General features: G+C 73.2%; 15 protein-coding genes and 5 pseudogenes. 9 read left to right on the top strand and 11 right to left on the bottom strand.

The window, feature by feature from the left end; genetic code table 11:
• Positions 1–25: 25 nt before the first annotated feature.
• The 5 genes from QQY24_RS27035 to QQY24_RS27015 all read left to right on the top strand — a co-directional run bounded on the left by QQY24_RS27035 (position 26) and on the right by QQY24_RS27015 (position 4,748).
• On the top strand, positions 26–340 hold the full coding sequence (locus tag QQY24_RS27035; RefSeq protein ID WP_301975318.1) for a PAAR domain-containing protein: 315 nt from the start codon (positions 26–28) through the stop codon (positions 338–340).
• Positions 337–759, top strand: a complete 423-nt coding sequence (locus QQY24_RS27030) for a GPW/gp25 family protein (protein WP_301975317.1) — start codon at positions 337–339, stop codon at positions 757–759. Before QQY24_RS27035 ends, QQY24_RS27030 begins: the two co-directional genes overlap by 4 nt.
• Positions 759–2,717 carry a putative baseplate assembly protein gene (locus QQY24_RS27025; protein WP_301975316.1) on the top strand — a complete coding sequence of 653 codons (1,959 nt, stop codon included), beginning with the start codon at positions 759–761 and terminating at the stop codon, positions 2,715–2,717. Before QQY24_RS27030 ends, QQY24_RS27025 begins: the two co-directional genes overlap by 1 nt.
• Complete coding sequence (locus QQY24_RS27020) at positions 2,714–3,277, top strand: phage tail protein (protein ID WP_301975315.1); 564 nt, start codon at positions 2,714–2,716, stop codon at positions 3,275–3,277. The genes QQY24_RS27025 and QQY24_RS27020 overlap by 4 nt, the downstream gene beginning before the upstream one ends.
• A 748-nt stretch (positions 3,278–4,025) precedes the next feature.
• Positions 4,026–4,748, top strand: coding sequence for a zinc ribbon domain-containing protein (locus QQY24_RS27015; RefSeq protein ID WP_301975314.1), 723 nt, complete (start codon positions 4,026–4,028; stop codon positions 4,746–4,748).
• Positions 4,749–4,828: 80 nt separating this feature from the next.
• Here the strand turns inward: QQY24_RS27015 and QQY24_RS34850 are convergent, their stop codons facing one another.
• Positions 4,829–5,140: a hypothetical protein gene (locus QQY24_RS34850; protein WP_367658020.1), complete on the bottom strand. Its 312-nt coding sequence runs from the start codon at positions 5,138–5,140 to the stop codon at positions 4,829–4,831.
• Entirely contained in the window at positions 5,104–5,511 is a 408-nt protein-coding gene (locus QQY24_RS34845) for a hypothetical protein (RefSeq protein ID WP_367658061.1), read from the bottom strand. Before QQY24_RS34845 ends, QQY24_RS34850 begins: the two co-directional genes overlap by 37 nt.
• On the opposite strand from QQY24_RS34845, the pseudogene QQY24_RS27005 reads away from it, so the two are divergent.
• Positions 5,428–5,670: pseudogene (locus tag QQY24_RS27005) on the top strand (transposase); the annotation flags it as partial. The gene QQY24_RS34845 and the pseudogene QQY24_RS27005 overlap by 84 nt on opposite strands.
• A gap of 44 nt (positions 5,671–5,714) precedes the next feature.
• Here QQY24_RS27005 and QQY24_RS27000 read toward each other — a convergent pair.
• Together QQY24_RS27000 and QQY24_RS26995 are read right to left on the bottom strand one after the other, a co-directional pair.
• Positions 5,715–6,597: pseudogene (locus QQY24_RS27000) on the bottom strand (IS982 family transposase).
• A gap of 201 nt (positions 6,598–6,798) precedes the next feature.
• Positions 6,799–7,383, bottom strand: a complete 585-nt coding sequence (locus QQY24_RS26995) for a TetR/AcrR family transcriptional regulator (RefSeq protein WP_301975313.1) — start codon at positions 7,381–7,383, stop codon at positions 6,799–6,801.
• A gap of 82 nt (positions 7,384–7,465) precedes the next feature.
• On the opposite strand from QQY24_RS26995, the gene QQY24_RS26990 reads away from it, so the two are divergent.
• Complete coding sequence (locus QQY24_RS26990; RefSeq protein WP_301975312.1) at positions 7,466–8,269, top strand: SDR family oxidoreductase; 804 nt, start codon at positions 7,466–7,468, stop codon at positions 8,267–8,269.
• Positions 8,270–8,378: 109 nt separating this feature from the next.
• Positions 8,379–9,603: pseudogene (locus tag QQY24_RS26985) on the top strand (IS3 family transposase).
• Positions 9,604–9,706: 103 nt separating this feature from the next.
• Here QQY24_RS26985 and QQY24_RS26980 read toward each other — a convergent pair.
• Together QQY24_RS26980 and QQY24_RS26975 are read right to left on the bottom strand one after the other, a co-directional pair.
• The gene (locus tag QQY24_RS26980; RefSeq protein WP_301975311.1) at positions 9,707–11,020 is read right to left on the bottom strand and encodes an MFS transporter; all 1,314 of its coding nucleotides are present in this window, start codon (positions 11,018–11,020) and stop codon (positions 9,707–9,709) included.
• A pseudogene (locus QQY24_RS26975) lies at positions 11,017–11,611 on the bottom strand (ArsR/SmtB family transcription factor). The gene QQY24_RS26980 and the pseudogene QQY24_RS26975 overlap by 4 nt, the downstream one beginning before the upstream one ends.
• Before the next feature lie 149 nt (positions 11,612–11,760).
• Here QQY24_RS26975 and QQY24_RS26970 point away from each other — a divergent pair.
• A pseudogene (locus QQY24_RS26970) lies at positions 11,761–11,952 on the top strand (hypothetical protein); the annotation flags it as partial.
• 347 nt (positions 11,953–12,299) lie between these two features.
• Here QQY24_RS26970 and QQY24_RS26965 read toward each other — a convergent pair.
• The 5 genes from QQY24_RS26965 to QQY24_RS26945 form a co-directional block, all read right to left on the bottom strand.
• Positions 12,300–13,079: a class I SAM-dependent methyltransferase gene (locus QQY24_RS26965; protein ID WP_301975309.1), complete on the bottom strand. Its 780-nt coding sequence runs from the start codon at positions 13,077–13,079 to the stop codon at positions 12,300–12,302.
• An 83-nt stretch (positions 13,080–13,162) separates the two neighbouring features.
• Positions 13,163–14,128, bottom strand: coding sequence for a TIGR03560 family F420-dependent LLM class oxidoreductase (locus tag QQY24_RS26960; RefSeq protein ID WP_301975308.1), 966 nt, complete (start codon positions 14,126–14,128; stop codon positions 13,163–13,165).
• A gap of 27 nt (positions 14,129–14,155) precedes the next feature.
• Complete coding sequence (locus QQY24_RS26955; protein ID WP_301975307.1) at positions 14,156–14,440, bottom strand: phosphopantetheine-binding protein; 285 nt, start codon at positions 14,438–14,440, stop codon at positions 14,156–14,158.
• Between the two features lie 45 nt (positions 14,441–14,485).
• Positions 14,486–15,490, bottom strand: a complete 1,005-nt coding sequence (locus QQY24_RS26950) for an aldose epimerase family protein (RefSeq protein ID WP_301975306.1) — start codon at positions 15,488–15,490, stop codon at positions 14,486–14,488.
• A gap of 5 nt (positions 15,491–15,495) precedes the next feature.
• Entirely contained in the window at positions 15,496–16,056 is a 561-nt protein-coding gene (locus QQY24_RS26945; protein ID WP_301975305.1) for a hypothetical protein, read from the bottom strand.
• Positions 16,057–16,068: the final 12 nt, after the last annotated feature.

The following is a 16,068-nucleotide window of genomic DNA, read 5'->3' as shown; positions in this document are numbered from 1 at the left end:
CACGACCCCTCCGGAGGAGCCCGGCATGCCCGCCGCAGTCCGTATCGGTGACCCCACCAGTCACGGGGGGGTGATCACCGCTCCGCCGCCCGCGGCCGCCGCCGCGGTCGCGCGGGTACTGGTCGGCGGGCGTCCCGCCGCGGTCCAGGGGAGCCTCCACGTGTGCCCCGCGCACCCCGAACTCGGCCCCGCCAACGTGATCCTGCCCAACCCGACGGCGCTCGCGGCCGGCGCCGTACTGATCGGCGGGATACCGGCCGCACGGATGGGCGACACCACGGCGTGCACCGGAAAAGTGGCCCTGGGCGCCGTGAACGTGCAGATCGGAGGCGCGCTGTGAGCGAGCGGTTCATCGGGCGGGGCTGGGCGTTCCCGTTGCGGGTCGGGCCGACCGGCGGGATCGCCATGGTGGAGCGGGAACGGGAGATCGAGGAGGCGATCCGGCTGGTCCTGGGCACCGCGCCCGGCGAGCGGCCGATGCGGCCGGAATTCGGCTGCGGCATCCACGACTACGTCTTCGCGCCCGGCGACGGCGCCACCGCGGGGCGGATCGCCCAGCGGGTGCGCGAGGCGCTGGAGCGGTGGGAGCCGCGGATCGGGGTGGAGGACGTGGTGGTGGCCTTCGACGCGGTGGACGCCGGCACCCTCTACATCGACGTGCGCTACACGGTGCGGTCCACCAACGACCGGCGCAACCTGGTGTTTCCCTTCTACACGATCCCCTCCGAGGAGGGGACCGAGGAAGCGGTCGCGGACTGATGGCCCTGCCCTCCCCCAACCTGGACGACCGGCGGTTCCAGCAACTCGTCGACGAGGCGAAGCGGTACGTGCAGCAGCGCGCCCCGGAGTGGACCGACCACAACGTCTCCGACCCGGGCGTCACCCTGATCGAGACGTTCGCGTACCTCGTGGACCAGTTGCTGTACCGCCTGAACCGGGTGCCGGACAAGAACTACACCGCTTTCCTCGACCTCCTGGGCATCCGCCTGTTCCCTCCGGCGGCGGCGGGCGCCGAGGTCGACTTCTGGCTGTCGGCGCCGCAGCCGGACACGGTGACGCTGCCCGCCGGCACCGAGGTGACCACCGCCGACGGCGAGACGGAGGATCCCGTGGTGTTCGCGACCACGGACGAACTGCGCATCGTACCGAGCGAGTTGATCCGGCTGGTGACCGCCCCGCGCAGCGGTGAGCAGACCGACCGGACCGGCGCGCTCGCCGAGGGCCGCGACGTGCCGTGCTTCGGGTCCGCCCCCGAGCCGGGTGACGCGCTGCTGTTCGGGCTGCCCGCGGCGGTGCCGCGCTGCGTGGTCGCGGTACGCCTGGACAGCCGGGTGGAGGGCGTGGGCGTGGACCCGCGCCAGCCGCCGCTGGTGTGGGAGGCGTGGGACGGCGGCCGCTGGCGGTCGTGCGAGACCGGCCCGGACACCACCGGTGGCCTGAACCGGCCGGGCGAGGTGATCGTGTACGTGCCGCCCGGGCACGCGGCGTCCGTGATCGGCGGGGTCCGGGCGGGCTGGCTGCGCTGCCGGGTCACCGAGGCGGAGCCGGGCCAGCCGTTCTACTCGGAGTCCCCGACGGTGCGCGAGGCGACGGTGTTCACCGTCGGCGGCACCACCCGCGTGGAGCACGCCGAGACCGTCACCGACGTCCCGCTCGGCACCTCGGAGGGGGTCGCGGGCCAGACGTTCCGGCTCGGCCGGCCGCCCGTGCTGCTGGACGGCGAGCCGCCGGTGGTGGAGGTCTCCTCGGCCGACGGCTGGCTGCGCTGGGAGGTGGTGGAGCACTTCGGCCGGTCGGGCCCCGCCGACCGGCACGTCCGGGTGGACGCCACCACCGGTGAGTTCACGTTCCCCCCGGCACTGCGCGAACCGGACGGCACCCTGCGGCTGTGCGGCGCGGTGCCGGAGAAGGGCGCCCAGGTGCGGGTGTCCCGCTACCGCACCGGCGGCGGCCCGGCCGGCAACGTCGCCCGCGGCGCGATCTCGGTGCTGCGCAGCTCCGTTCCGTACGTCGCGCGGGTCACCAACCGGGAGGCGGCGCGCGGCGGGGTGGACGGGGAGACCGTCGCCAACGCCAAGCTGCGGGCCCCGGACGCGCTGCGGATGCAGGAGCGGGCGGTGACCGCCGAGGACTACGAGACCATCAGCCGGCAGGCGGCCCCCTCGGTGCGGCGCGTGCGCTGCCTGCCCGCCGCGGACGAGGCGGGCGCGGTGCGGGTGCTGGTGGTGCCCGACGCGGTGGCCGACGACGGTGACCGGCTCCGGTTCGAGCAGCTGATCCCGTCGGACCAGGTGCTCGCCGCGATCACTGCGAGCCTGGACGAGCGGCGGCTGATCGGGACCCGGCTGGTGGTGGAGCCGCCGGTCTACCAGGGCGTCACCGTGGTCGCCCGGCTCGCGGTGGCGCCCGGCGACACCGACCGGGTGCGGGAGGCGGCGCTCACCGCGCTGTTCCGGCACCTCGATCCGCTGCACGGCGGGCCGGACGGCACCGGGTGGCCCTTCGGGCGGCCGGTGCAGTACGGGGAGGTGTTCGCCGTGCTGCAACGCGCCACCGGCAACGCGCTGGTGGAGGACATCCGGCTGTTCGCCGCCGATCCGGTCACCGGGCGGCGCGGCGCGCCGGTGGACCGCGTCGACGTGGCCCCGGGCGCGCTGGTGTTCTCGTACCGCCACCAGGTCGTCGTGCAGCCGATCGAGCCGGAGGCCCGGGCATGAGCCGCGCCACCGTCCCCGGTCTGCCGAGCCGGCACCCGATCGGCGGGCTGCTGCCCGCGCTCTACGCGGACGACGACTTCGCCCAGCGGTTCACCGCCGGACTGGACACCGTCCTCGCCCCGGTGTTCGCGACCCTCGACAGCCTGCCCGCCTATCTCGACGCGCGGGTGGCTCCGCTCGACTTCGTCGCCTGGCTGGCGTCGTGGGTGGGCGCCGCCGACGACCCGCGGTGGCCCGCGGAGCTGCGCCGCGAGGCGGTGGTGCGCGCGGTGGAGCTGCACCGCCGGCGCGGCACCCGGCGCGGCCTGGTCGAACGGCTTTGGCTCACGCTGGGCGTGCACGCCGACGTCGTCGGCGACGGCGGGGCGGTGTGGTCCTCCACCGCGGGCGCCGGCCTGCCGCCCGAGCCGTCCGGCGAGGTGGTGGTCCGGGTGTGGCCGGGCCGGGGTCCGGAGGTGGACGGGGCCCGGGTCCGGGAGGCCGTCCGGGACCTGTGCCCCGTCCACGTTTCGTGCCGGGTGGAGGTCCTGCCCGGCCCGCCCGCCGACGAAGGGAGGTGACGCCGTGCGCGCCTGTCCCGTGTGCGGGGCGTCCAACGGTCCCGAGGACGACTTCTGCGGCAACTGCGGTTCGTACCTGGGCTGGTCCGACGGCGCGCGCGGCCGGTCCGCGCGCGCCGCCGCCCCAGAGCCGCCGGACCCGGTGGCCGGGCCGTCCGGCGCCCCGCCGGCGCACGGGTCCGCGACGGAGCCCGCCGCACCGGCCGGCGGGTCCGGCGCGGGGTCCGCGTCACCGGACGGCGGGCCCGGCGCGGAGCCCGCCCCGCCGTCCGGCGGGCCCACCGCCTCCCGCCCCGCGCCGTCGGGTACGCCGTCCTTCCGGACCCGGCTGGCGGGCCGCGTCCGCCGGGACGCGGAGGACACCGGCACGCGGCCCGGGGCACACCGCCCCGAGGGGCCGGGGACGCCCGCGGCGGGGGCGCCGGGCGTACCCGCCGTCCCGGAACCGGCGGGCTCCCGCGAGGACGGCTCCCGGCCGGGGGGGCCGGGCTCGGAGCCGGGGCCGGCAACGACGGGACCGGCCCCGAGGGGGGCTGACGCGACGCCGGCGGTCCCGGCACCGGACGCGGCACCGCCGCCCCCGCGCGCGCGGGGAGCGGGCGGCGGCCGGGCTCCCGGGGGCGGCCCCGCACCGGACGTTCCCGGTGCCCGGCCCCCGGCCGCGCCGGAGCGGGCCGCGCCGCGGTCCGAGCCGGTGCTGCCCGTGCGGCCCGCGAAGCCGGTCGCGCCGCGTCCCGTGGTGCGCCCCGTGGTGGCGCCGCAGGAGGGGGCGGGGCTGCCGTGCCCCAGGTGCGGCACGCCCAACGCACCGGACCGCCGGTTCTGCCGCCGGTGCGCCGCCCCGCTGAAGCCGGCGGCGGCGTCCGCCGCGCTGCCGTGGTGGCGGACCGTCTGGCCGTTCCGCCGCCGCGGGGTGCGGGCCGGCTCCGGGCGGGCGGTGCGCCTGCTGGTGGTCCTGGCCGTGGTCGTGGCCCTGTGCGCGGCCGGGTTCCTCCTGCTGCCCGCCGGACGCGCCCTGATCGAGGACACCCGGGACAAGCTCGGTGGCGCCAGGGCCGTCACCCCCGCGGGGGTCACGGCCAGCGCCCAGGTGCCCGCGCACCCGGCGGCCGGCACCACGGACGGCCTCAGCAACCGCTACTGGGGCGCGCCCGGGCCGGGGGCCTCGGTGACGTACACCTTCGGCAAGCCGTTCCGGCTGGTCGACCTCATCGTCACGAACGGCGCGTCCACGGTGCCCGAGCAGTACGCCCGCGAGGCCCGGGCGCTCCGGATGGACGCGTGGATCACGTCGGCGGACGGCACGGTGCGCCACGGGGAACTCGTCCTCGACGACAAGCCGGGACCGCAGACCTTCCCCAGCGGGATCAACGACGTGGTGACCGTGCGCCTGGTGCTGCGGTCGGTCGTGAAGCTCACGCCCGGTCGTCACGTCGCGGTCGCGGAGGTGGAGTTCTTCCGGCGGGGCTGACGGCCGGCGACGCGGGCCGCGGTCTCCCGCCGCGGCGCGGGCCGCACCGGGCGTAGCCGACCGGCCGACCGGCCGACCGGCTACGGCGTGTCCCCCGGGGCCGCCGCGGGCTGCGCGCCGAGGCCGGCGAGGAAGGCGGTCAGGACGCGGCACGGGCGGGGTTCGACCTCGACGGCGGCGTGGCCGAGCCGGGGGCCGGACTCGTAGGGCTCCCGCAGGCGCGGGCCGGGGGTGGCCATCTGCCACAGCGCCCCGGCCATGCCGGTCGCCGTGGCGACCAGGCCGACGGTCTGCAGCTCGGTCAGGCCGAGCAGCCGTCGCAGTTCCCCGCCGATCAGCGTGATCTCCTCGTGGGTCATGAGTTTGAAGGCGCGCACCGCGTCGATCGACACGTTGCGCTCGGGTTCATCGACGCCTGGGCCAGCAGGTCGCAGAACACCGGCCGCGCCGCCAGCGTGACGGTGACGACCCCGGCGACCTCCGCCGCGGTGGAGTGGGCCCGGCGTCCGGGATCGCCGCGCAGGTCGGCGGACCACTGCCGCCGGCCCTCCGCCGTGAGCCTGAGGAAGATCTGCTCCCTCGTCTCGAAGTAGCGCAGCAGGGCCGGCTTACTGATCGTTTCAGAATGGGTTGGGCTGCGGGCCTTGCACTCGCCGATCTTGGTCGGCAGGGTGTCCGGGTGCGTGCTGATCTTGTTCCTGACGACCTGTGGGAGCGGGTGGCCCCGCTGCTGCCACCACCTCCCGACCGGTGCCGCCGGCATCCCGGGCGGCTTCGCGTTCCGGACCGGGCGGCTCTCGCGGGCATCGTGGACGTCCTGCGGACCGGCGTTGCCTGGCGCGACGTTCCGGCCGGGACCGTGGGCTGCTCCGGAGTCACGGCCTGGCGTCGGCTGCGGGAGTGGACCGAGGCCGGCGTCTGGCCCCGCCCGCACGCCGCCCTGCTAGATGAATGAGTCCGATGTCTTCAGTGGTCATAGGCGATCAGTGAGCTTTGACTGTGGCTTCGGTGGTCCAGTTGTGCCAGATGCCGGCGGCGAGGGCGAGGAGGCGTTGGCCGGTGCGGGCGAAGACTCCGGCCGGAGTTCTGCCGCCGTGCTGTTCGAGGCTGAGCTGGCCTTTGAGGGTGTCGATGACAGCCTCGATCCACTGGCGGCCCCGGGCGATCTTCCCGTGCCGGACCGGTTCGTCCTTGCGGTCCGGCCGCACGAGGTGGGCGCCGAGGCGCTCGCTGACGAAAGTCTCGAACTCCTTCCCGGCGAAGCCCTTGTCGGCGAGGATCACCTGCCCGGCGCGAACGAGGTGGTGGTCGCGTTCGAGCAGCACGGCCGTCACCTCCCGCTCGCCGGTCTTCGGGTTGGCCAGGCACCAGGTGACGGCATGCCCTCCGCGGTGGTGACGAGGTAGAGCCGAAAGCCCCAGAAGAAGCGGGAGCGGCTGCGGCAGTATCCGTAACCGCGGTGCCCGGCGAGATCGGAGCGTTTGACGGTCTCCCGGGAGGCCGCGCCGGGCAGCGGGGTGGAGTCGATCAGCCGCAGGTCGTCGTTCCAGGTCGGCACCTGCCGGGCCAAGGCCTCGATCACGCGGCTGATCAGTGGCCCGGCCGCGTTGAGCCGTTTGTTGTAGGCGGACTGCTGGGGCAGGTAGCGGAACAGGTGCCCCAGCCGGGCGTGGGCGAAGCGGATCCAGTGGCGGGCTGAGGGAAAGCCCAGCAGGAACTGGGCGACGGCCGGGCACAACAGCTCGGCGTCCGTCAGTTTCGGGGGCCGCCCGATCCGGCGACAAGGAGCCACACGGTCGTCGATGAACACGTACAGTGCCGCCGGAAGGGCGTCCGGGTTTGTCTTCACACACTGGCCAACGGGCGCCCTTCGCCTGGTCGCGACCAGCACGAACATCGGGCCCATTCATCTAGGGCCCCGGCCGACCAGACCGCGCGAACCACCGTGGAGACCGTATGGACCTGCGCCTGTACGGCGCGAGTGGGCCGTGCCGCTGACGCCCGGGGCGACCGGCAAAGCGATCGGTTGCGCAGTGCTGGGATCCGCCCCTCAGCTGCGGCCCCGCACCGCCGCGAGGCATTGGTCGTAGAGGTCTACCAGGTCGAGTCGTCCGTCGTGTCTGGCCCAGAGCTCGGTTGCCGTGTCGGCGCAGGCGAAGACCGTCGCGACGATCGCCTTAGCACGCGGGTTGGGGGTCGGGCCGGGGGCGGTGCCCAGCCGTGCCTGGATGACCGGGACGAGTGCGGCCTGCCAGCGCAGTCGTTTCTCGATGTACCGGGCGTGCAGGGCGGGGGTGTCGAAGATGAGACGGGAAAGTTCCAACGCCCGCTCAGGAGTGTGGTTGGCGGTCAGGAGAACCTCGAAGCCGGCGCGCAGGGCGTCCCATGCGGAGACCTCGGCCGACTGCTGTTCGACGGTCTGTTTCAGCAGTTCCCCCAGCGCATCCTGATCCCCGCAGACCAGATCCTCTTTGGTGCCGAAGTAGCGGAACAAGGAACGCTGCGAGATCCCTGCCTCCCGGGCGATCTGCGCGATCGTCGTCTGCTCGTAGCCCTGCTCGGCGAACAGGCGAACCGCCGTATCCAGGATCGCCTGGGCGGCGACCTGTCGCGAGCGATCCCACAAAGTCGTCATGGGCGTCAGGCTATCGCCTCTGGACAGCAGCCGCCTAGGTGGCATTAACTGCCAGAAAGGCAGCGACTGAAAGAAGGCGACCGTGACAGCCGTCGACTACCGCGGACAGACCACACTGATCACCGGGGCCAGCGCGGGCCTCGGCGCCGAGTTCGCCCGCCAGCTCGCCGCCCGCGACTCCGACCTGGTGCTGGTCGCCCGCCGCAAGGAACGCCTGGAGGAGCTGGCCGCCGAGTTGCGCGCACACCACCACATCCAGGTGCACGTGGTGGAGATGGACCTGGCCACGGACAACCCCGGGCAGGCGCTGGCCACGCGGATGGACCAGCTCGGCCTACACGTCACGAGCCTGATCAACAACGCCGGGTTCGCCACCTTCGGCCCCTTCCACCAAGCAGATCCGGAACGGCTGCGCCGGGAGGTCGCCGTCGACGTGACCGCCGTGGCCGACGTCAGCCGGGCCTTCATCGAGCAACTGCGCACGGAGGGGCGCGGAGTGCTGGTCAACGTGGCGAGTATGGCGGCCTACCAGCCCAACCCGCGTATGGCGCTCTACGGGGCGACCAAGGCGTTCGTGCTCAGCCTCACCGAGGCTCTGTGGGAGGAGTCACGCGGTACCGGTCTGCGGGTGCTGGCCCTGTCCCCCGGCGCGACCCGGACCGAGTTCTTCGACGTCGTGGGCACCACGCAGGCCGCCGGAAAGTCCAGGCTCGCCTCGCCCGTCGACGTCGTCCGCACCGCGCTGACCGCCCTGGACCGCAGGAACCCGCCGCCCAGCGTCATCGCAGGCCGCATGAACCGGGTGATGGCCTTCCTCGCCCGCCGCTTGGCCACCCGGCGGCAGGTCATCCGGGCCATCGGCCGGCTCACCGCCGAGGGGGCATGACGATGGGTGGTAAAGCCGTCGTCCTGGGCAGAGGGGACCTGTCCCCGAGGAGTGGACACCTCTGAGCCCGGCCCCGCCAGGGGCCGGGGAAGAGGAATCTCTTACGGTGATGAAGGTCTACTCGCCCGAGTTCGAGGCGGACGCCGTCGCGCTGTACCTGTCGGACCCGAGCCACACCTTCGAGGGCATCGGCAAGGACCTGGGGATCAGCCGGGAGACGCTGCGCAACCGGGTGCGGGCCGAGCGGGCCCGCCGCGGTGAGAGCGGCACCACAAACACGAACACGAAGGACGTCCCGGTGAGCGAGGCCACGAGGCAGGAACTGGAGGCCGAGATCGCGGCCCTGCGCACGGAGCTGAAGGCCGTGCGCAAGGAGAACCGGAAACTGGCCACCGAACGGGACGTCCTGCGCAAGGCGACGAAGTTTTCCGCACAGGAGATGACCTGGTGAACCGCTGCCAGTTCATTGAGGACCACACCGCGCCTGGGGCGTGAAGCGGTTGTGTGCCGTGCTGGAGGTCGCCCGGTCCAGCTTCTACAAATGGCGGTCCGGCCGCGCGACCCGCGCCGCGCGTGAGCGGGCGGACGCGGCACTTGCCGAGCGGATCAGGGCCGTGCATGCCGAGTGGGACGGCACCTACGGTCGTCCTCGCATCACCGCCGAGCTGCGCGAGGACGGTGAACGCGTGAATCACCAGCGCGTCGGAGAGCTCACGCGGAAGTTCGGCATCACCGGGCTGCGGCTGCGCAAGCGCCAGGTCACCACCGTGCCCGAACCGTCCGCCACACCGGTGCCGGACCTGCTGGGGCGCGACTTCACCGCCAGCGCGCCGAACACCAAGTACGTCGGCACCATCACCTACCTGCCGGTGGGTGACGGCGAGTTCCTGTATCCGGCGACGGTGATCGACTGCTTCCCGCGCCGTCTGGTGGGCTGGTCGATCGCCGACCACATGCGCACCTCGCTGGTCACCGACGCGCTCAGGGCAGCCGCCGCGACCCGCGGCAGCCTGGCCGGAGCCGTCTTCCACAGCGATCACGCAGCCCAGTACACCTCCCGCCAATTCGCCGCTGTCTGGGCTGAGCTGGGGGTGCGGCAGTCCATGGGCGCGGTCGGCACGAGTGCGGACAACGCACTCGCCGAGTCGTTCAACGCCGCCCTCAAACGCGAGACGCTCCGTGGCGCCCGCCGCTTCGACGGGGCCCGCGCCTGCCGCCTGGCGGTCTTCCGCTGGACCACGCGCTACAACACCCGCCGCCGGCATTCGGCGAACGGACAGCAGGCACCGATCGTCTACGAACAGCAGTCAGCTACCCTGACACTTGCCGCATAACGACACGAACAGGTGTCCACCCCTCGGGGACAACGCCCGCTGCCTGGGAGCCTGCGACTTGATGGCCGACGGGAGGTGAGGGAATTGTCCGGTGCGATGGTGATCAGTGAAGAGGTAGGGCCGGTTCGTCATCAGAGGCGAGCGGAAGTTGGGGATTACTCGTCGTCTGGCGGGACGTCGGCAGGTCCCGGGAACGCCGGATCGGGGAGAAGAGCAGGATCAGTGCGGCGAGCGGGATCCCCGCCGTCGTGATGGCCATGGCGGTGCGGAGGCCGAGTGCGGTTCCGAGCACGCCGCCGAGCAATGCGCCGATGGGGATCGCTCCGTAGCTGAGGAATGCTGTGCTTGCGGTGAGACGGCCGAGGAGATCCGGCGGGCAGTAGCGTTGCTGGAAGCTCGCCTTGATGATGTTGCCGGCGACGACACCTGCGGAGACGCTGAAGCCACCTGTCACAAAGAGCAGGATCCCGGCTCCGCCGGCGGTCAGCGGGATGAGCAGACCGAGTGTGGGAAGTCCCAGTTCGAACAGCAGTGTCGCGCGGCCCGTGCCGATCCGGTGAGCGACCCGGCGTGCGGCGAATGCCCCGGCTACACCTCCGGCGCTGGTCGCCGCGATGAGTACGCCGACCGTTCCCGGGGTCAGGCCGACGCTTCGGACCAGGAAGACCACCTGGATTGACTGGTATCCCATAAGGGCCAGATTGGAGGCGGCTCCGAAGAGTGTGAACGTGCGGAACCAGGGGTCATAGGCGATCAGCCGCAGGCCTTCGCGGACTTCACTGACCAGTGAAGTGGGGCGGTGTTCGGTTCTGGTGATGCGTGGCTCGCGATGCCGGATGCCTGCGAGGCACAGAAGGGAGACGAGGAATGTCGCGGCATTGGCGAACATCCCGTTCACCGCGCCTGCCAACTGCGCGATCAGGCCGCCGGAGCCGAGCCCGGCAATCTGCGCGGCGGATGCACTGCCGTGCAGTTTGGCGTTGCCCTCGGGCTGGTCATCGGGTTCCAGAATGGTGGGGAGATAGGCGGTGTAGGCGGTTTGGAAGAACACCGCTGCCGTGCCTGTCAGCAGGGCGACGGCCAGTAGTGGTCCGATACCCAGCAGGCCGGACCATGCGGTGACCGGGACGCTGGCGAAGAGCACGAGGGAGACCGCGGCGGCGGCCAACATGATCGGTCTGCGGCGCAGCCGGTCCACCCAGACACCGACCGGGAGACCGATGATCAGCCAAGGGGCCCAGGCTGCGGCGCTCAGCAGGCCGACCTCGAACGTGCTGGCGTGCAAGGTGGAGACGGCGACCAGCGGCATCGCCACCCCGGTGACGGACGCGCCGAACTTGCCGGCGGTCTCGCCGTACCACAGCAGGCGGAAATCACGGTGGCGACGCAGGAGGCGACCGTGTATGCCGTAGCTCATGCGGAGTCATGCTCCTTGCGGGGGAACGATTGGAGCTGCACGACGACGGGGAGCGGGCTCGGTGGCCGGCGCAGGGGTATGGCGGGCGATGACAGCCATCAGCTCCGCGTTGAGCGCCTCCAACTGCTTCGGGGTCATCCGCAGGTCACTCCAGTCCGAGACAGTGCCGGCGCTCCGCCACGTGTCGTCCCAGTCCTCGCCGATGTAGTTCACGACCCGGCTGAAGTGCTGCTGCAGCAGTTCGTGCAAGTAGACCGACAGCGCGCCCTCGGTGTCGGGATCGTCGCGGAAATCGGCGGTGTTCAGCTCATTGGGGACGTCGGCCCTTCTCCACCAGCGCTCGCGTTTCGTGCCCCGTCCGGTTTCCTCCACGATGAAGCCGTGTTCGGCGAGGTGGCGCAGGTGCCAACTGATGGTGCCGGTGTTCTCCCCGAGGCGTTCGGCGAGCCTGGTGGCGGTAGCGGGGCCGTCCAGGCTGAGCAGCTCGAAGATGTTCATCCGCAGCGGGTGGGCCAGCCCTCGCAGGCTGCGCGCATCAAGGCGCCGGGTGGGCTTGACGGGCTGTGATGTGCGTTCGGGTCGGTCGGACATGCCAGCAGCGTAGGTTGCTGAGTCCCCTCTGCAGAGGAAATTCTGCCACTGCAAGGCGTCGCTGTCAGCGCGGCGGGTGAGACGGGACGACCGAGTAGCCGTGTGGCCCCAGGAGTGACGGACGGTGTTGCTCATAAATAACGGCGGATCTGAACCGCTTAAAACTACCGGCGGGTTACTTGCTCCCTGGTGTCTGGGCCAGGACTCCGGGGCAATCCATGGCGCTGGAGCACTCCCGCCGCCAACTCGCCGAGGCGACCGCCCGGGCGGAGGTCAGCCGCTCGGCCGACTTCGGCGAGCCCTACCCCGTGCCGCTCCCGCCCGAGGACACCGCGGGTTAGGGCCGGTGGGGAGCGGGCCGGTCACCACCATCGGCCGGGGGCCGCGGCCGGCACCGCACGAAGCGGCCGCTACCGGCGCGGGCGGCCTCCAGGCCCGCGCCCGGACGGGCCCCGCGCCCACCGGGGTCCGGCGGCGCCCGCCCGGGCAGGGGGAGCAGGGTGCCGCCGGCCGTGTCAGGAGACGGTCCGCCCCGGACCGCCGGCACCCGGTGCGTGCGCGGGGTGCCGCGCCGCCGTCACCGGGCGTCCCCTCCCGGAGGCGCCGGCGGAGGTGACGCCGAGCCGGTGGGCCGCGGTGCCGACCCCCGGTGCGCGGCCCGGCCGGGCGGCGCACCGGGGGCCGTCGCTCATCCGGCCACGGGCTTGCGAGCGCGGTGCAGGGTGCGGCAGGGCACGCTGGTGCGCGAGCACGAACCGGACTCGCAGTTGACGTAGGCGGACTCGAAGTCGTGGTCGACGGGTACCAGTCCGGCCTCGGTCAGTGCCTGGGACACCTGCTGCGCGTCGTACTCCCAGCTGCGCAGGGTCTGGTCCACGCGCACCGCGGCGGGGCCCGTGCCGACGACGCCGGAGACGCGCAGCATGCCCGTGCGCGCCCGGTCGTCCCACACGCCGCGCTTGACGACGACGGCGTCGGGATCGTCCGTCAGCGTGGCGTTGTTCCAGTGGCGGAAGTGGGAGGCGGTGAACAGGTCGAAGACGAACTCGCCGCCCTCGACGAGGGCTTCGCGCACCGCGGTGAAGCACCGGACCAGTTCGGCCGGGGACTCCAAGTGGTTGAGGGCGCCGTCCAGGCTGACGCAGGCGGCCGCCCGCTCGGGTACGCGGAAGTCGCGGGCGTCCCCCTCCAGCAGGGTGACCGCGCCGCTGTCGAGTTCGGCGGCGAGCTTCTTGCGCGCGATGTCGAGCATGGCGGCGGAACCGTCGACGCCGGTGACCCGCCAGCCGGAGGCGCTCAGGATCGCTGCGGTCACTCCCGTGCCGCAGCACAGGTCGATGACCGTGCGCGCGGGGAGTTGCTGCCGGTCCAGGTGATCGGCGAGCCGGGGCGAGAACGTGTGGGTCCACCCGGTGTACTGGCCGTCGAAGAAACGGGCGAAGCCGTCCTCGTAGTAGTAGCTGCCCATGTCGCCTTCCGTGTGTGTGGGAATGAGTGTCTGCTCGGGTGCCGGGCGCCGGCCCGGGGACGCCGGAGGAGGGACCGGCGGCGTCAGCCGGCCGGGGCGTAGGCCCGCAGTGCGGGGGCCACGTGCCGGGCGAACAGCTCGCACGTGTGCCAGTCGACCGGTGGCCGGGCACCGAGCAGGAAGTCGCGGACGCCGAGGTCGAGGTAGGGCCGCAGGCGTTCGACGCACTGCTCCGGCGTGCCGATCACGACGTACTCGGACCACACCGGCGAGTCGGCGCCGATGCGGTGGCGCAGTTCCCGGGCGCGCTGTTCGGCCTCCTGCGGGCTGCTGCCGAGGACCGCCCGGAAGGTCACCGACTTGCGGATGTCGTCGGGGTCGCGTCCCACCTCGGCGCAGTGGCGGCGCAGGCTCGTCAGTTTGCGCTGGTAGTGATCGGGCGTGCCGGCGAGGGTGTTCCAGATGTCGGCGTGTTCGGCGACGATGCGCAGCATCCGCCGCTCGCCCTCGCCGCCGATCACCAGCGGCAGGTGCCGCTGGACCGGCTTGGGTTCCAGGTGGGCGTCGGTGAGCCGGAAGTGCTTGCCCTCGAAGCTGGTCGACGGGGCGCTCCACAGGCCGCGCAGGACGTGGCAGGCCTCGTCCAGCATGTCCAGCCGGGTCCCGGCGGACGGGAAGGGAATGCCGTACTGCTCGTAGGCCAGGTCGGGGCCGGCGGCGCCGATGCCGAACTCCAGCCGGCCGCCCGAGACGTGGTCGACGGTCGCCGCCGCTGCGGCGGCGAGGGCGGGGTGGCGCCACGTCACCGCCGAGACGAGCACGGCGCAGCGGATGCGCGTGGTGCGCGCCGCCAGGGCGGAGAGCAGGGACAGCCCGTCGAGGCAGGGGCCGGCCGGGCCGCCGAGCGGCGGCCGGAAGTGGTCGAAGAGGGACACCCAGTCGAAGCCGAGCCGCTCGGCCCGCTGCCACAGGCCGAGCGCCTCCTCGAAGGTGCGGTACTGCTGGCCCGAGTGGATGCCGACCCGGACGGTGTCAGCGTGGATCTGCATCGGTTCCCCTCCGTTCGCCCGCGGCCGTCACCGCTGCGCCGACGGCGTGCCGGGCCGCTCCTCCGAGGCGGCGCGCAGGGCGCGGACCGTCTCCGTGAGGGTCGCCAGGGTGCGGAAGACCTCCGGGGTGACGGCGTCCGCGGGGAACCGCACGTCGAAGGCGGCCTCCAGGTCGACGAGGAGTCCGGCGACGCCGAGGGAGGTCAGTCCGAGTGCCGACAGCTCGGTGTCCGGGTCCAGGTCCGCCGCCGGGGTGTCGGATCCGGCGCGGTGCCGCACCGCCCGGGCGACCGAGGTCATGAGGGAGTCCATGGATGTGTCCTTTTCGCTGGGATGCCGCTGGGGCGGGCCGTCCGGTCAGCCGGCGGAGAAGTGGTGCACGGTGCGATGGCGGTACACCTGGCCGGGATCGAGCCGGACCGGGGGGTAGTCGTCGCGGTTGGGGGCGTCGGGCAGGGCGCCGGTCTCCAGGCAGATGCCCGACCGCCGCCGCCCGGTGAAGTGGTCGGCGGTGTAGACGCCGACGGCGGGCTGGTCGGTGACCACGCGCATGGTGCGGCCGGAGGCCGGGTCGTGCAGGTGGGCGGCCCACGCCGGATCGTCCAGGACGAAGCAGTTGTCCAGCGCCTGCCCGTCGAGGGACCTGGGCCGCGTGAGGTCGAGCCGGGTGCCGGTGATGTCGGCGGGCGGGCCGGGCAGGGGCAGGAGCTCGTCGTCGAAGACGGTGGTCCGCGTGGAGTTGACGGCCAGGGTGTGACCGTCGACGCGGCCGGTCCCGGCCAGGTTCCAGTAGGCGTGGTTGGTCAGGCCGACCACGGTGCTCGCCGTGGTGGTGGCCCGGTAGTCGAGGGTGAGCCGGCCGCCGGGCGCCACCTCGTAGGCGACTTCGGCGGACAGGGTGCCGGGGTACCCCTGGTCGCCGTCCGGGCTGTCCAGGCGCAGGCGGAGCACGGCCCGGTCCCCGTGCAGCTCGGGGTGCGCCCGCCACACGTAGCGGTCGAAGCCGAGGGTGCCGCCGTGGACGTGGTGCCGCCCGTCGTTGCGGTCGAGCAGGTACTCGTCGCCGTCGAGCCGCAGGCGGGCGTGCGACACGCACCGGCAGTACCGGCCGACGGTCGAGCCGACGTAGGGGTTGCGGGCGCGGTCCTCGTAGGAGGCGAGGTCCGGCAGGCGCACCACCACGTTCGCCGTGTGTCCGCGGCGGTCGGGCACCAGCACCTCGACGAGGCCGGCTCCGTACGTCCACACGGTGACGGCGAGGCCGTCGCCGGTGTCGAGGGTGTAGGCGTCCACCGGGGTGGGTTCCTGGCCCGCGTGGCCGGCCGTGGTGCCGACGCTCTCGCGTCGTATGGTCGCCGCCATGCGCGTCAGTCCCCTCTCCGGTCGGCCGCCGGGGCGGTCAGCGGTCTGTGCAGGTGGGCGTGGCGCCGGCCCGTCTCGTCGGCGGACGCCGGTCCGCACGGGGTGAAGCCCAGCAGGTCCAGCAGGGAGCAGGTGTCGCGCAGGTCGGGGTTGACCTGCGCGCGCAGGGTGTCGCCGCCCAGGCCGGCCGCCGTCTCCACGGCCTGGCGCACGCACCGCAGCCCCACCAGGGCGCCGCCGGCCAGCCACGCGGGGGCCACCGCCAGTCGGGACAGGTACAGCGGGTGTTCGGCGGGCGGGAAGACGGACTCGTCCGTGCCGGAGGGCGGGCGCGCGGTGAGGGTGAACATGCCGGCCGGTCCGGTGGTGTGGCGCAGCAGGTGCACGGAACCGGATTCGACCAGCCACCGCGTCGTCTCCGGGCGCCGCCGCGGGGCGGGGGTGCCGGAGGCCGTCGCCTGGTGGGCGTCGCACGCGGTCAGCAGCGCGTGCACCTCGTCGGGGTCGGCCGCCGTCTCCCAGCTCCAGTCGCAGGGTTCGGTGCCGGGCGCGTCGGGTGGGTGCATGGTGTCTCCTCT

The sequence above is a fragment of the Streptomyces sp. TG1A-8 genome, from assembly GCF_030499535.1.
In the GTDB taxonomy this organism is placed as follows: Bacteria; Actinomycetota; Actinomycetes; order Streptomycetales; family Streptomycetaceae; genus Streptomyces.
This window is presented reverse-complemented; position numbering and strand designations above follow the sequence as displayed.